This is a genomic window from Rhodococcus sp. BH4 (assembly GCF_002079265.1).
Taxonomy (GTDB): Bacteria; Actinomycetota; Actinomycetes; order Mycobacteriales; family Mycobacteriaceae; genus Rhodococcus_F; species Rhodococcus_F qingshengii.
The window spans coordinates 6227336-6243075 of sequence record NZ_CP014941.1; the positions used below are offsets into that span (position 1 = coordinate 6227336).

Annotated in this window: 9 protein-coding genes; 3 read left to right on the plus strand and 6 right to left on the minus strand. The window is 60.8% G+C overall.

Features of this window, described 5'->3' with window-relative positions; translation table 11 throughout:
* Positions 1-19: 19 nt before the first annotated feature.
* From A0W34_RS28900 to A0W34_RS28910, 3 genes are read right to left on the minus strand one after another with little or no spacing between them, the layout of a single operon-like run.
* Entirely contained in the window at positions 20-811 is a 792-nt protein-coding gene (locus A0W34_RS28900) for an ABC transporter permease (RefSeq protein ID WP_003946064.1), read from the minus strand.
* A complete protein-coding gene (locus A0W34_RS28905) occupies positions 808-1746 on the minus strand; it encodes an ABC transporter ATP-binding protein (protein WP_003945975.1) in 939 nt (312 codons plus the stop codon). Before A0W34_RS28905 ends, A0W34_RS28900 begins: the two co-directional genes overlap by 4 nt.
* Positions 1743-1979: a hypothetical protein gene (locus tag A0W34_RS28910; RefSeq protein ID WP_223304396.1), complete on the minus strand. Its 237-nt coding sequence runs from the start codon at positions 1977-1979 to the stop codon at positions 1743-1745. Before A0W34_RS28910 ends, A0W34_RS28905 begins: the two co-directional genes overlap by 4 nt.
* A gap of 234 nt (positions 1980-2213) precedes the next feature.
* On the opposite strand from A0W34_RS28910, the gene A0W34_RS28915 reads away from it, so the two are divergent.
* On the plus strand, positions 2214-4295 hold the full coding sequence (locus A0W34_RS28915; RefSeq protein WP_081558703.1) for a PhoX family protein: 2082 nt from the start codon (positions 2214-2216) through the stop codon (positions 4293-4295).
* A 78-nt stretch (positions 4296-4373) separates the two neighbouring features.
* Here the strand turns inward: A0W34_RS28915 and A0W34_RS28920 are convergent, their stop codons facing one another.
* From A0W34_RS28920 to ggh, 3 genes are all read right to left on the minus strand, one after another.
* Positions 4374-10805, minus strand: coding sequence for an isopeptide-forming domain-containing fimbrial protein (locus A0W34_RS28920; RefSeq protein WP_156888952.1), 6432 nt, complete (start codon positions 10803-10805; stop codon positions 4374-4376).
* 979 nt (positions 10806-11784) lie between these two features.
* Positions 11785-12480, minus strand: coding sequence for a glycoside hydrolase family 25 protein (locus tag A0W34_RS28925; protein WP_370334015.1), 696 nt, complete (start codon positions 12478-12480; stop codon positions 11785-11787).
* Positions 12481-12587: 107 nt separating this feature from the next.
* A complete protein-coding gene (gene ggh, locus A0W34_RS28930; protein ID WP_064689015.1) occupies positions 12588-13925 on the minus strand; it encodes a glucosylglycerate hydrolase in 1338 nt (445 codons plus the stop codon).
* A 110-nt stretch (positions 13926-14035) separates the two neighbouring features.
* Here ggh and A0W34_RS28935 point away from each other — a divergent pair, with 110 nt between their 5' ends.
* Together A0W34_RS28935 and A0W34_RS28940 are read left to right on the plus strand one after the other, a co-directional pair.
* Positions 14036-14734 carry a haloacid dehalogenase type II gene (locus tag A0W34_RS28935; protein ID WP_007735269.1) on the plus strand — a complete coding sequence of 233 codons (699 nt, stop codon included), beginning with the start codon at positions 14036-14038 and terminating at the stop codon, positions 14732-14734.
* Between the two features lie 72 nt (positions 14735-14806).
* Complete coding sequence (locus A0W34_RS28940) at positions 14807-15718, plus strand: cation efflux family transporter (RefSeq protein WP_007735270.1); 912 nt, start codon at positions 14807-14809, stop codon at positions 15716-15718.
* Positions 15719-15740 lie beyond the last annotated feature (22 nt).

Here is a 15740-nt window from a genome sequence, read left to right on the forward strand (position 1 = left end):
CCACTACCTTCTCAGAGTTCTACGAACGCGGTTCCCAGCGGAAGTGGACGTTCGCGATCAGAACCGAACCGACGATCCACGCCAGCATGACCAACAGCGGTTGCGCAGCCGAACCGAAGGTGTCGACAAATCCGGCTGCCGCACCGGGCGCATCGCCCAGATCAGCCAGTTCGCCAGTGGTCCGCCCCAGCCATCCGAGATTGAGAAGGTCCACTACTGCGGCCAGCGGAGTGAAATCGAGAATGCGAGCAACGTTGTCCGGCACGACATTCCTGATCGAGGACATACCTGCCGTCGCCAGAATCAGAATCGGCATGCAGGTGATCTGCGCCGCCTCTGCATTTCGCGTGACAGCCGAAGTGATCAACGCCAGCGCCGTGAAGAGCGCGGCGCCGCCGATCACCGCGACCAGCACCAGGACCGGATTGACCGGAGCACTACCGCCCAGAACCATCACGGCGATTCCGATCACCACCGTCAACAGGCCGGTGAGAACCCACGACGGCACTGCCGGGCCCGCGAGGATCTCGGCGTCGCTGCATTCCCCTGTCCGTAGTCGCTTGAGAACCAACTCGTCACGACGCGTCGCGTACACCGACAGGAGGTTGTAGAAGACCACGAACACGAGCAGGAAGAGTGCAAACACCTCGAGGCCTGCCGACACCGACTTGTCGGACAACCCGCCATCGCGCGACAGGTACAGCATCCCCACGGGAAAGATCAACGGGAGGACGATTGCGTTGAAGAGCAACAGTCGATTTCGTCCCAGGAGCGTGAACTCCGAACGAGACAGGGTTGCTATGCGGTTCATGCCGACGCTCCTTCGAGAGTTGCGTGATGATCGAATTGGTCTGCAATGGAGAGGAATACGGTCTCCAGGGATGCCGCGCGGGCATCCAGGCCGGTCAGCAGGATGTTGTTGTGCTGTGCCCACAGCAGCAGTTCCGTCAGCGTCTCCTGCACTGTGCGAGTGGTGATCACCACCAGATCGTTTTCGACGCGTACCTCGGCGCCGGCCAGGGCCGGGAGCGGAAGACCGGGACGGTGCAGTTTGATCTGGGCAGGATGATCCGCGACGACGTCCGCCACGGTTCCGCTGCGCACCACCGATCCTCGGTGCATGATCGCCAACTGGTCGCACAGGGACTCGGCTTCGTCCAGGTAATGCGTCGTCAACATGATGGTGACGCCCGACGCTTTCAAGTCAGCGATCAATTGCCAAGTGTTACGTCGACTTTCGGGATCCAAACCAGTAGTCGGCTCGTCGAGAAACAGGACGAGTGGCCGGCCGATGATCGCGCACGCCAGATCCAGTCGCCGCGCCTCACCTCCCGAGAGGAACTTCACGCGGGTATCACCACGGTCACGCATGTCCACGCGCTCGAGCACCTCGTCCACGGGCAGCGGATTCGAGCAGGTTCCGGCCCACATCGCCAAACTCTCACGAGCAGTCAGGTCTTGGGGCAAGCCACCCTTCTGGAGCATGATGCCAAGCGACGGGCGAATCTGCTTGCGGTTGCGCACCGGATCCATGCCCAGAACGCGCACCGTTCCGGCACTGGCTCGTGAAAGACCCTGAATCACTTCGAGGGTGGATGTCTTGCCGGCACCATTGGTTCCGAGGAGGCCGAACAGCTCGCCTTCCTGAACACTCAGATCCAGATTGCGAACAGCATCGAACGCCTCCTTACCGGAGCCGTAACGCCGCGACATTCCGACTACGTCGATCACGGGATCGCCCTTCATCGCTGCGCCTCCGCTCGGTTCCAGCCGCGCAGTCCGATCGCGAATCGAATACCCGCATAGACAGCGAGAGCGGCAACAAGGATCCAGAACACCGGATTGGAGCCGATGATCGCGAACACCACTCCGACGATCGCGATGTTCACCACGATCACTACAAGTTCGCGGCCCATCGTGGGTGCGGGTCCGATGTCCATCAGGTCCGTCAGGAGGCTTCCCTCATGTGGTTCTCTCATGCATACAAGCTTCGCGGGAAGTCAGAGCCGAAAACAGTGCACAGCGTCATCACCTGCGGTGACACCGTCACGGATCAGCGATGACAAATGTCATGCGACGTCCCCGCGGGGACGCGTCGTAAACCGCGGGTAAGGGTCACCTCGTTGTTTTGCCGTTCATTTTTACGTTCCTTTACCCTTGCTTAGAGCTTCTACGGTTCCCGAAGTCCGTACATCGAATCTCGGGAGTTCACGGTGGCTATCAAGCCTTTGGCCTTGTTCGTCAAACACGACGGCGTGTCTGCGCGCGCGTCGATCACCTGCCAGTACAAGTGCGGAAACGCGTGCTCTCACGAGGTCCCCAACACCTCGGGCGGCGAGTACTTCCGCGACATCGCACGCACAGCGCTGAGTCGTCGCGGCTTGCTCCGGGGCAGCGGCATGGCAGTCCTCGCGGTGGGAGCGGGCAGCGCCCTCGTCGCGTGTTCGGACGAATCCGCAAGTGCGGAACCGGGAACCGGTTCGACGAGCGGCAGCAGCGGCGGATCGACACCAACGGGGACGAACTTCAGCGCTGTCGCGCCCAACAAGGAAGACAAGGTCACCGTCCCTGACGGATACGATCAAGCCGTCGTGATTCGCTGGGGTGACGCCGTTCTCGCCGGCGCCCCGGCTTTCGACTTCGACAAGCAGACTGCGGCAGCGCAGGAACTGCAGTTCGGATTCAACAACGACTTCGCCGGATTGCTCCCGGTCGACGGGCAGCCCAACACCTACCTACTCGTGGTCAATCACGAATACTCCACCGAGCCGGCGATGTTCCGCGGCTACGATGCGGAGAACCCGACCGAGGAGCAGTTCAAGATCGGCCTCGCCAGCCACGGACTGTCGGTCGTCCAGGTCAAGGGCGAATCCGACAACGGCAAGCTCGTACCGGAGATCGGATCGAACAACCGCCGCATCACCGGAACCACGGAATTTGTCGTGACCGGCCCCGCTGCAGGCAGCGACTTCCTCAAGACGAGTGCCGATCCCACGGGAACCAAAGTGCTCGGCACCCTCAACAATTGCGCCGGCGGCGTCACCCCCTGGGGCACAGTGCTTTCCGGCGAAGAGAACTTCAACCAGTACTTCGCGAACGCCGAGGGTGTCACCGATCCCACGGTCGCAGCGCGACTGAAGCGCTACGGTCTTGCCGGTGCCGCTTCCGAGCGCAAGTGGGAACGATTCGACAAGCGGTTCGATCTGGTCGCAGAACCCAACGAGGTCAACCGATTCGGATACGTCGTCGAGATCGATCCCTGGGATCCGTCGTCGACTCCGATCAAGCACACAGCGCTCGGACGTTTCAAGCACGAAGCCGCCACCATTTACATCACGTCGGACGGCACCGTCGTCGCCTACAGCGGCGACGACGAGCGCTTCGACTACATGTACAAGTTCGTCTCCAGCCGAAAGATGCAGGACGGCAAGAGTCAAGCAGCCATGCGCCACAACATGACTCTGCTCGACGCCGGAACACTGTACGTCGCAAAGCTCAGCGGAAACTCCGCCGGCGAGATCGACGGCAGCGGCAAACTTCCGTCGGACGGCAAGTTCGACGGAACCGGCGAGTGGGTAGCCATCCTGCGCACCGGCGAAGACGGCAAGGGCGAATCGCTGGTAGACGGTATGAGCGCCGAAGAGGTCGCCGTCTTCACCCGCCAGGCCGGTGACAAGGTCGGGGCAACGAAGATGGATCGCCCCGAGGACTTCGAGGCAAACCCGAAGAGCGGCAAGGTTTACGTCGCACTGACCAACAACACCAAGCGCGGAGTCGACGGTGGCGCCGCGGCCGACGAGGCGAACCCGAGGAACAACAACAAGAACGGCCAGGTCCTCGAAATCACCGACGACCACGCCGGCACCACCTTCGGCTGGAATCTTCTTCTCGTCTGCGGAGATCCGGCCACAGCCGATACTTACTTCGGCGGGTTCGACAAGAGCAAGGTCAGCCCCATCTCATGCCCGGACAACCTTGCCTTCGACCCGCACGGCAATCTGTGGATCTCCACCGACGGCAACGCACTCAAGTCCAACGACGGGCTGTTCAGCGTTGTCCTCGAAGGCGAAAACCGCGGTGAGACAAAGCAGTTCCTCACCGTTCCCGTCGGCGCCGAAACCTGCGGCCCCATCGTGGACGAGAAGCGCGTCATCGTCTGCGTCCAGCACCCCGGCGAGACCGACGACGCCAGCATCGAAAGCCCCGCATCCCATTGGCCCGACGGTGGTTCCGCCCAGCCTCGCCCGTCGGTAGTTGCAGCCTGGAAGAAGGACGGATCTCGGCTCGGCTCGTAACACACATGAAAACGACGTGGGGCAGATCGCATACTCTGCGATCTGCCCCACGTCGTTTACCTTAGATTCTCAAGAGAATCAGTTGTCACCGTCCTCGCGACGCTTACGCGTCAGGAGAACAACACCCGTTCCCAGCGCCAGCAGCAGAACCAATCCACCTGCTGCGAGCAACCCGGTGTTCACGCCACTCTCACCAGCGCCACCACCCGAGTTGATCGTCCCGCCCTGAGGAGCAGACGGCTTCGGCTGACCCGGCTGACCCGGGTTTGCTGTCGGCGGCTTCGGCTGTCCCGGAACCGTGCTCGGAACCGGCTGACCCGGAACCGTCGGCGGTACGACGATCGGAGGCACAACGACGATCGGGGGAATGATGATCGTCGGTGTAACCGGCACCGTCGTGTTCGGAACCGTCGTGGTCGGCGGAACTGTCGTGACCGGCGGCGTTGTCGTCGGCGGCGTCGTTGTCGTCACGCCACACGGATCCACAATCTCCTCCGCGACAACTTCTTCTGTCGTGGTCTCCTCTGTGGTGGATTCCTCCGTACCGGTCACATCAGCGTCACCGGCAGTGGTCGCGCTAGCCGTCGTCGTCGCAACCGTTGTCGTCGGAACCATCCGCGTGGTCGTCGTCGGAGGAACACAGGGCTCCGTCGTGACCGGCGGCGTCGTGGTGGTCGTCGGCGGCACCGTAGTGGTGGTCTCCGGCGGGTCTATCGGGTGTTCGGTGCAGAGAGCGTCGCCCGGGACACAGTCCACTGGCGGGTTCTCGCCACCAACCACCAGGTAGTTGTTCAGGACACCCGGAGTGAATCCGGGACCTGACAACGTTCCGATCTCAGGATTGACCTTGACGGTGTACGTCACTGTCGCGGTCTCGCCCTTGGCCAGCTTTCCGGTGACCGTGAAGACGTTGTCGACGACACCCGAAACAACCAGCGTGGAAGTGGTAGCCGGACCCTTCGTCATTACTGCATCGTCGAGAACGTCGGTGAGATCGTCGTAGAAACTGATCTCACCATCCGCGGTGCCCACATTCTTGAACGTGAGCGTGTACGTGATCTCCTGGCCGCCAACCACACGGTTCGTGGTGGACGGAACAGAGGACTTCAGTACCTCGATCGCGGGTGTGCCATCCACCGGATGCTCGGTCGTCACCGGCGGAGGAGTGATCTCCGGACCCGTCGGCGGCTTCGCAGTACCGGTGACCTTGTTGTTGATCAACGTGCCACCGGCGACACCATCGTTGATCTTCACCTGGTAGGTCAGGACAACCGACTTACCGGCTTCCAATCCACCGGTCCAGGTGAGCGTCGTACCCGACAGGGTCGGAGCAGCACCGTCGACACCGTCGACAGTCGCCTTCAGCGAACCGTCCACCAACGTCGCGTTGTCGAGAACCTTCGACAGATCATCGGTCAACACCACCGGATCAAGAGTCGTGTTACCCGTATTCGCACCCGTCACCGTATACGTGATCGTCTGACCCGCAGCAACATTGGTACCCGACACCGGATCAGCAGCCTTCGCGACCGTGAACCCCGGAACCTTCACCGGATGCGTCGTGCACAGCTGCGTCGCCGGATCACACACCTCCGGAGGATCAACCGGCGGAGTCGTACCCGGAACAACGAAGTTGAGCACCGTGTTGTCGGCATTCGCCGCAACGCGATCGGCATCAGCCTTGACCGTGACGGTGTACGTCACCGTCTTGCTCTCACCGGCCGCAAGGGATCCCGTCACCGAGAAACCATCCGTGCCGACCATCGCAGCAGTCAACGGAGCATCAGCACTCAAGCTGCCCGCAACCAGATCAGCATCATCGAGCAGACCACGCAGATCATCGAAGTGCGCGACCTCACCCGTACCGTTACCGGTGTTCGTGAACGTGAGCGTGTACTTGATGTCCTGACCGGCAACAACATTCGAACCCGACACCGGATCAGAAGACTTCACCACAGCAATCTTCGGAGACAGAACCGGATGCTCCGTCGTCACGGGCGGAGGAGTTATCTCCGGACCCGTCGGCGGCTTCGCAGTACCGGTGACCTTGTTGTTGATCAGAACCCCGCCGGCAACACCGGCATTGATCTTCACCTGGTAGGTCAGAACAACCGACTTACCGGCTTCCAATCCACCGGTCCAGGTGAGCGTCGTACCCGACAGGGTCGGAGCAGCACCGTCGACACCGTCAACAGTCGCCTTCAGCGAACCGTCCACCAACGTCGCGTTGTCGAGAACCTTCGACAGATCATCGGTCAACACCACCGGATCAAGAGTCGTGTTACCCGTATTCGCACCCGTCACCGTATACGTGATCGTCTGACCCGCAGCAACATTGGTACCCGACACCGGATCAGCAGCCTTCGCGACCGTGAACCCCGGAACCTTCACCGGATGCTCGGTCGTCACCGGCGGAGGAGTGATCTCCGGACCCGTCGGCGGCTTCGCAGTACCGGTGACCTTGTTGTTGATCAGAACCCCGCCGGCAACACCGGCATTGATCTTCACCTGGTAGGTCAGAACAACCGACTTACCGGCCTCGAGAACGCCAGTCCACGAGAGCGTCGTACCCGACAGGGTCGGAGCAGTCCCGTCGACACCGTCGACAGTCGCTTTCAGCGAACCGTCCACCAACACCGCGTTGTCGAGAACCTTCGACAGATCATCGGTCAACACCACCGGATCAAGAGTCGTGTTACCCGTGTTGGAACCGGTCACCGTATACGTGATCGTCTGACCAGCAGCAACATTGGTACCCGACGCAGGATCGGCAGCCTTCGCGACCGTGAACCCCGGAACCTTCACCGGATGCGTCGTGCACAGCTGCGTCACCGGATCACACACCTCCGGAGGATCAACCGGCGGAGTCGTCCCCGGAACAACGAAGTTGTTCACGAACACCCCACCGACCACATCGGCATTGACCTTCACCGAATACGTCACCGTCTTCGTTTCGCCGGCCGCCAAGGTCCCCGTCACCGAGAAACCATCACTGCCGACCATCGTCGCAACCAACGGAGCATCAGCAGCCAAACCACTCAATGCACCCTTGTCCACAACCTGACGCAAATCATCGAAGTACGCGACCTCACCCGCACCGTTACCGGTGTTCGTGAACGTGAGCGTGTACTTGATGTCCTGACCGGCAACAACATTCGACCCCGACACCGGATCAGAAGACTTCACCACAGCAATCTTCGGAGAGACCACCGGATGCGTCGTGCACAGCTGCGTCACCGGATCACACACCTCCGGAGGATCAACCGGCGGAGTCGTCCCCGGAACAACGAAGTTATTCACGAACACCCCACCGACCACATCGGCATTGACCTTCACCGAATACGTCACCGTCTTGCTCTCACCGGCCGCCAAGGTCCCCGTCACCGAGAAACCATCACTGCCGACCATCGTCGCAACCAACGGAGCATCAGCAGCCAAACCACTCAATGCACCCTTGTCCACAACCTGACGCAAATCATCGAAGTACGCGACCTCACCCGCACCGTTACCGGTGTTCGAGAACGAAAGCGTGTACTTGATGTCCTGACCGGCAACAACATTCGAACCCGACACCGGATCAGAAGACTTCACCACAGCAATCTTCGGAGACAGAACCGGATGCTCCGTCGTCACCGGCGGAGGAGTGATCTCCGGACCCGTCGGCGGCTTAGCAGTACCGGTGACCTTGTTGTTGATCAACGTGCCACCGGCAACACCGGCATTGATCTTCACCTGATAGGTCAGAACAACCGACTTACCAGCTTCCAATCCACCGGTCCAGGTGAGCGTGGTGCCCGACAGGGTCGGAGCAGCACCGTCGACACCGTCGACAGTCGCCTTCAGCGAACCGTCCACCAACGTCGCGTTGTCGAGAACCTTCGATAAATCATCAGTCAACACAACAGGATTGAGCGTCGTCTTACCGGTGTTCGTACCTGTCACCGTATACGTGATCGTCTGACCAGCATTGACGCCGGTACCCGATGCCGGATCCGCAGTCTTCGCGACAGTGAAACCGGGAACCGAGTGATTCGTCTCCACCGGAGGAGGAGTGATATCCGGACCGGTCGGCGGCTTCGCAGTACCCGTGACCTTGTTGTTCAGGACCGTACCCGCAGCGACACCGTCGTTGACCTTCACCTCGTAGGTCAGGACAACCGACTTGCCGGCTTCGAGAACGCCAGTCCACGAGAGCGTCGTACCCGACAAAGTCGGAACAGCCACGGAAGCTCCGTCAATGGTCGCCTTCAGCGAACCAGGAACGACAGCAGCATTATTGAGGACCGCACCCAGATCGTCATTGATCTGTACCGGATCAAGCTTCGTCTTGCCGGTGTTGGTGCCGGTGACGGTGTACTTGATCGACTCGCCGGCCTGAACCGTCGAACCGGAGATCGGATCGGCAGTCTTCGCCAGCGTAAAACCTGGAACCGAGTGATTCGTTTCCACCGGAGGAGGAGTGATGTCCGGACCGGTCGGCGGCTTCGCAGTACCGGTGACTTTGTTGTTCAGAACCGTTCCCGCGGCAACGCCGGCATTGACCTTCACCTGGTATGTCAGAACAACAGACTTACCGGCCGGGAGATTCGCGGACCACGACAAAGTGCTGCCCGACAGAGTCGGAGCAGCAACAGGAGCACCGTCGATGGTCGCCTTCAGCGAGCCCGGTACGACAGCAGCATTGTTGAGAACCGCACTCAGATCGTCTTTGATCGTCGCGGGAGTCAGGGCCGTCTTGCCGGTGTTGGCACCGGTGACGGTGTACGTAATGGTGTCGCCGGCCTGAACCGTCGAACCGGAAACCGGATCAGCCGTCTTGGTCAGCGTGAAACCAGGCATGGGATGCGTCGTGCAGAGATTGGTTGCAGGATCACATGTTGTGGGGGGAGTTGTAGTCCCCGGAACCAGATAGTTGTTCAGAACTTTGTTGCCGCCGTCTTTGACAGTGACGGTGTATGTGACTGTCCCCTTGCCGCCGGCCGGCAACGTGCCGCCGACCCTGATCTTGTCGGCGCCGTTCAATGCGGCGGTGAGTCCGCCGGTTGCAGCACCGACCGCAACTGTTCCGTCATCAATGACGTCGGCGAGGTAGTCCGTGTAGTCGATCGTTGCCGGCGCAGTGCCCGGATTCTCGAAATTCAGAGTGTAGGTGATTGATTGGCCGATATTGACCGTCTCACCGGTAGGTGGTGACGACGACTTCTTCACGAGAACCGGGGTGTTCTTGACCTTGCAATACACGTTGTCACCCGGTGTAAGTGCTGCCTGCGCAACGTCACCGACCCTGAGGGCCTGGGTCACGCCGTTTACCTGGCAATCCCACGATGTCGCATAGTTCGCGGTCTTGGTCGCCGAGGTAGTTGGCTTCTCCCAGAACGTGACAGGGGTGGGCGTGGTATCTGCGAGGAGCGTCCGCCAGCCAGTCGATGCCGTCGTATCAGTCGCACCGGTCGTGGTGCTCTTGATCTCGGTTGCTGCAGCGGCGCCTGCATCAGCGTGGTGTCCGGTGCTCATGCCGATAGTGAAATCGTCACCGGGGGTGACGCGCGTGAGGTCCTTGTCGATCTTGACCTTCGACAGCAAAACACCGAACGCCAGACCCTGACGAGAGGTGTCCAGAACAGTATTTCCGAACGTCGCCGCGAAGTTGGTCGGAGCGGTCGATGCCACAACCAAAGTGCCTGGCGAATACTCCTTGTTGTTGACCAGGTTCCACGAATCGCATCGGACGGTGGTGGCGGGCATAGCCGTCAGCCCACCGTCACAAGCCCGAATTCCGGGGTAGCCGGGCGCATCCGCACCAACCGTGCGTGCGATCTGGCGGAGAGGCTTGTCAGAATTGAAGGTCAGGAACTCTTTGTCGGTCGACGTGTTGGCGTCAGTCGACTCGGCGTCAGCAGCGACGAGGCCGTAGTTGTAAATCGGGCCGTTCGGCCCGGTCATCACGATGTTCTTCAGCGACACCGTTCCGCCGGATTGACCATTGTCAGCGGACTTCTGATAGATCGCAGGCTTGATCGTCGACGGCACACCCGTGTACGCAGACGAGCCAAGAGCTGCGTAGTGCAGGGTGGGAAGTTCCCTGGTTTCGATCCCCTGGTGTGTCTTTCCCGCTACCGAGTCGGTGAGGAAAGCCTTGAAGTTGATCTTGTAACCGTCGGTGAGCTGGATTTCCATCGACTGCCCTGCCGCAGAAGCAGCCGTTGCCGCATCGAGCGTCGACATATCGATCCAGCAGATGTTCTGCGAGAACGGACCGGTGCCGGGGGCGCTGAATGCGCAGCCTTTTGCAGGCTGTTCATCCGGAAGAACAGCGGCGCGAGCCGGCGCCTGAGCCTGAACGGGGCCGCCGAGCGTCGCGGCCGGCTGCGCTGACGCAACCACTGCCGTCGCGCCGGAGATACCGAGAATCATCGCGATGGCGGTCCATACCACCGTCCACGCTCGCACCCAGGGCGGGAGCCCTGCGGTGAATATGGCCGACCTTGTCGGCGGTATGTCGTTAGGCATTTCTTACTCCCCAGGATGTGCCTGATCGATGTTCGATGGACGGAGATGCGAGAGCGCTGGCGCGAACTCCCGGTTGATCGGTTGGTTCGGGTCGATGCGCCTGTTTTCGGCTGATCGACCTCACACCGGACGCTGTTGCCGGTCCTGTCATTCGAGCTCCTCTTCGGAAACACCTGCGTGTTGGAAGAGCCGCCCTGAACAGGACCTTGGCCCTCGAAATCCGCGCAAATCGAGAGCAACCTTCCAGTTATCAGGAACAAGATAACAGATAACCGGGAGCTTGCCCATCGAAAGTCGGACAAAGCAGACCGATCGACGTTTTTGTTCGTAGATCGGACAAGCTTCGAGGAGCAGTGTTGTCCGAGCGGACAATTCAGCCCTCGGAGTGCGGCACCGCGGCGAACGCGATGACATTCAACGTTTCCGCTGACCAGATCGGGTGACGACCAACCTCGAGGAAAATATGGAATCTGGACAAATGCCCAATATGGATAAGGCCTGTTGGATGCGCCACAGACCCTCGAACGACGGTCGGAAACCCCGTCCTGAATGGAGTCCGATCACCCGTGCGAGCACGTCGAAATTGATCGAATTGATCCAGACCACACTCAGCGACGGCTGCCGGTAACGAAGCATCCCGAGGCTCCGATAATTGGATTGCGAGGCACCAACTTCGCCCGAAACCGGGCGGCCGCCTTCGATTCAAACCCAACTTCAAGTCCGTTTTGTAGCTTTTCAGGCAGAGCAGTTCTGCTCATTTTCTGCCATAGCTATTTTCTGATCCTGCTCAGCTAGTCGAAAGTTCAGCGACCGTGGCTACCGCCCGGCAGAATTCTCGTAACTGACGAGCAACAACCGGACTAACCAGCCAAGCGTCACAAGAGTGCCAAAAAGGGCCCTTCCGCGTGCCTCGAGGCAAATGCATCGAGGGCGAAAGGGCCCGAACCGGGCACCACGGAGCCGAGGGCCCCGCCGCAAACTAGCTGCTGCCGAACCCCACACTGTTGGCGTAGCGATCGAAATCGCCCTGGGCTCCGCTGTAGACGTTGATATCAGTGTTTCCGGTGATTCCGGGGATGCGTCCGGTGCTGGTGTACTGCCAGAAAGTCCAGTTGGACCAACCGCCGGGTAGCGGCCCCGGTGCGTTCTGCCCGTTGTAATCGGCGATCCACAGCGGGTAGTGGTTGAACTCGGTGGTGTTGGCCATCTGAGTACGCCAGAAGTTGGGATACGTGTAAATGATGGGCTGCCGCCCGGTAAGTGCCTGGACTGTATTCAAGTAGCGATGAGTCCAGTCGATGACCTGCCCGGCGGGCAGTCCCTTCGCGTCCTCGAGATCCAGAACGGGCGGGAGGTCACCAGGTCCGTTGATACCCAGGACGATCGCCGAATAGAAGGCGGCCTGGGCTTCGGGGGACTGGCGAACGTCTGCGTAGTGGTAGGCCCCGCGCGAGACGCCGGCAGCACGCATGACCAGGCAATCCTGGATGAAGTACGGATTGACGTAGTTGAGCGACTCGGTGGCCTTGACCATCGCGAACTCGTGCCCTGACGCCTTGACCTGGAACCAGTCGATTCCGGTTCCGTCCACATGCTGCCACGAAGAGACGTCCGGGCCGCGGGGAGCGTCGGCAGCGGCGAGGCCAGGTGCCGTGATCGCGATGGCAGCTGCCATCGCGATCGGGGTGAGCTTGCCCAATGTCCTGACGATCCGTCGCTCGACCATTTCCCGAGACTAAGGTCGACTAGTCCGTTTTGTCCCCTAATTCAGGGAATGTTCACTCAACCGAGCCAATCGAGAACAGCCGCAGCGGTCCACGACTGTTGCATACTGCCCAGCGGCTCACCGGTGAAAGGCTCGTAGTATTCGGCAAAACTGCCATCGCTGGCCTGCCGCAACCCCTCCGAACGCAAGACGTGCGATCTCTCGGCCCACCCCCGACGCGCGAACGCCCACGAGAACAACCACGTGATCACCGGCCACACCGGGCCACGCCAATACTCCCGAGGACGGAAATCGCCGGAAACCGGAGACGTCGACGGTGGGACAGCAAACCGCATGTCCGGGTGACCACAGAATTTGGGCCCCTCGAAAGTGCGCAACAGAGCGCGCTCGGCATCGCGGCTCAGGCCGCCGCACAGCAACGGCGCAAACATCGCGATGGTCTCGGTATGAACCCATCGCCCGGTGCGAAGATCGAAATCCTTTGCTGCACCTGATCGTTCATCGGTGGTGGCAATCACGCCCTGCCGGAATCGATCTGCCCAACCGCGCAGATCACGGACGTCGGAGTTCGGCCGCGAATGCTCCTCACCGATAGTTGCCAAGACGTCGCATGCCATCGAGAAAACCGCACTGACAAACACGTCCTCGACGGCAAAACTCATGGCAGTGGCGAGTTGAGAATCCTCGTACCGCACGGCCTTCATCTCTTCGAGAAGCCAAAGGTAGCGGTCGTATTCGTTATCCGTGGGCCGCTGAGACAGGTCCGTCACCACAGCGAGATCAGCACGCTGATACGCAGGAACTTGTCCCGCAACAACATTCGCGTACGCCAGATCCCACCGCGGAGAGTTGTCCATCCCAGATTCCCACCCGTGATAGAGCGCGATACGGCCGTTGCCGTCGAGATCGCGGGCCTCCGCCAACCACCGGTGCCACCGAACCAGATCGCTCCAGCGCCGGTCGAGGAACTCTTCCGCGACCGCACGCGTCGTACGTCCGTGCCGACGCGAATGATCGAGAATCCGCTGCACCGCGATCGCGTGAACGGGGGGTTGGGTGATTCCCGATGTAGCGGTACCCAAAGGAGCATGCTCTGCCAACGCATTGACATCCCACCGCGTCGGGCCGGGGAAGTAGCCGTCGACACCGTTCGCGAACACGATGTGCGGAATCATTCCGTTCTTCCACTGAGCCGAGAGCAAGGTATCGAGCTCTACTACCGCCCGTTCGACGCTGAGCGGCGCCAGACCTACCGCCACGAACGCGGCGTCCCAGCTCCACATGTGGGGATACAGCTTCGGGGCAGCGCTGGTCATCGTGCCCAGGTCGTTTCCGCGCAGCAAGTAGGCAGCTCGGGCGGCGAGCTGAGTCGGGGTAAATCCGCGGTCTGCCATAGATGTCTATTTTGCGACGCGTCGAGCCTTTGCGCTCACCGAGCACGAATCCGGCGCTGCAGCCGCAATAATGAAGGAAGTCCGTCAGGTGATCTCGGAGTGGAGGCCTAGTGCGCGAGAAGATCAAAGCACTGCTGTTCGACGTCCAGGGCACAGCGACCGATTTTCACAGCACACTGTGCCGAGAGGCCCGTCGAATCACCGACGCCGACGTGGACTGGCCAAGATTCGTCAATCTCTGGCGCGCTGAGTACTTCGCGAACACCTCCGAGGCCGACGACTCCACAGGCGAATGGGTGACAGTACATTCGGTGTACCGCGAGGCTCTGCGCAAGCTGTTGGCCCGCGAGAGCATCGAACTTTCCGATGCCGAACAGGAAGAACTCACCACCGCCTGGAAATTCCTGGACCCGTGGCCCGACACTGTCGCCGGCCTGACAACCCTGCGCCAGCAGTACACAATCGCTGCCTTGTCCAACGCCGACGTGAATGCCGCAGTCAGCATCTCCCGGCACGGAAATCTGCCATGGCATGCCGTCTTCACTGCCGAAATGGCCGGCGTCTTCAAACCAGATCCGAAGATCTACCACCTGGCCGCTCGATATCTCGGGTACGACCCGGCCGAGATCATGATGGTTGCCAGTCACAAATATGACATCCGGGCGGCCAAAGCTCTCGGATTCCGCACAGCCTTCATAGCTCGACCACTCGAATTCGGAGCCAGGGGCAATCCCGATGTGTCCTTCTCCGACGAGTTCGACATCAACGCCGAGGACTTTCTCGATCTGGCAGCGCAATTGGTCCACTGATCCCGTGCCTGCGCGTCGTTGCTGGTATTCCTACGTGAAGGAATATCGAAACGGACAGGCGGTTTGGAATTCATGGGCACCAAGGAAGACAGCGCTACCCGCGAACGCAAGGCCCTGCGGTACTCGCTCGTTGTCGCAACGGCGTTGGCTGTGCTCGCCGCATTCTGGGGCTGGATCTCGCAGTCCCAGGTGATCCTGCTCGACGGTGTGTACGCCCTCATCGGAATGGTGTTGACGGCGATCTCACTGCGGGTCTCGCGGATAGCCGACTCGGGCCCCACCGCACGCTTCCCGTTCGGAAAGGAGGCATTGATCCCGGTCGTCATCGCTGTCCAGGGCATGGCACTACTGGCGACGCTCGCCTACGCCGCAGTCGAGGCAGTTCGTGTCATCCTCGCGGGCGGAGCCGACGTCACCGCGGGGTCTCTGGTGGCATACGGCGCTGTCAGCGCAGTGGTGTCGATCATCATCTGGCGCTACGTCGGACAAGTCGACCGCACATCTGATCTGCTCGTCGCCGAAGCCAGGCAATGGGGAGCGTCGGCTGCCTTCAGCGCGCTGGTCGCAGTCGGTGCTGTCGTCGCAATGATCCTGGGCCGCACCGATTTCTCCGACGCCGACCGATATGTCGACTCCGTCTTGGTCCTCCTCGGCTGCGCGATGCTGGTCCCGCAACCGTACGCACTTCTGCGAACCGCACTGATCGAACTCCTCGAAGGTGCTCCCGGCGAAAACGTTCAGGCCCGCGTGCACGATGCCATCGCCGTCGTCCGCGACGAATTCGGTTTGGACGAACCGACTCTCACCATGAGCAAGGTGGGTCGCAAGCTGTATGTCGAAGCGACGTTCATGGTCGCGCCACACAGCTGGGACATCGACGGTGAAGACGCAGTACGACGCTCGTTCGCCACCAGCCTCGCCGATCTCCCCTACGAACCGTGGCTGAACATCGAACTGACTACAGATCCGGCGCTGATGCTCTAGCGACGGAATCTGCTCTCGAACA

Excerpts from the sequence above, each read along its gene's own strand:
- A0W34_RS28925 (WP_370334015.1), bottom strand. The coding sequence starts at position 12,480 with ATGGCAGCTGCCATCGCGATCACGGCACCTGGCCTCGCCGCTGCCGAC.
- A0W34_RS28900 (WP_003946064.1), bottom strand. The coding sequence starts at position 811 with ATGAACCGCATAGCAACCCTGTCTCGTTCGGAGTTCACGCTCCTGGGA.
- A0W34_RS28905 (WP_003945975.1), bottom strand. The coding sequence starts at position 1,746 with ATGAAGGGCGATCCCGTGATCGACGTAGTCGGAATGTCGCGGCGTTAC.
- A0W34_RS28940 (WP_007735270.1), top strand. The coding sequence starts at position 14,807 with ATGGGCACCAAGGAAGACAGCGCTACCCGCGAACGCAAGGCCCTGCGG.
- A0W34_RS28920 (WP_156888952.1), bottom strand. The coding sequence starts at position 10,805 with ATGCCTAACGACATACCGCCGACAAGGTCGGCCATATTCACCGCAGGG.
- ggh (WP_064689015.1), bottom strand. The coding sequence starts at position 13,925 with ATGGCAGACCGCGGATTTACCCCGACTCAGCTCGCCGCCCGAGCTGCC.
- A0W34_RS28910 (WP_223304396.1), bottom strand. The coding sequence starts at position 1,979 with ATGAGAGAACCACATGAGGGAAGCCTCCTGACGGACCTGATGGACATC.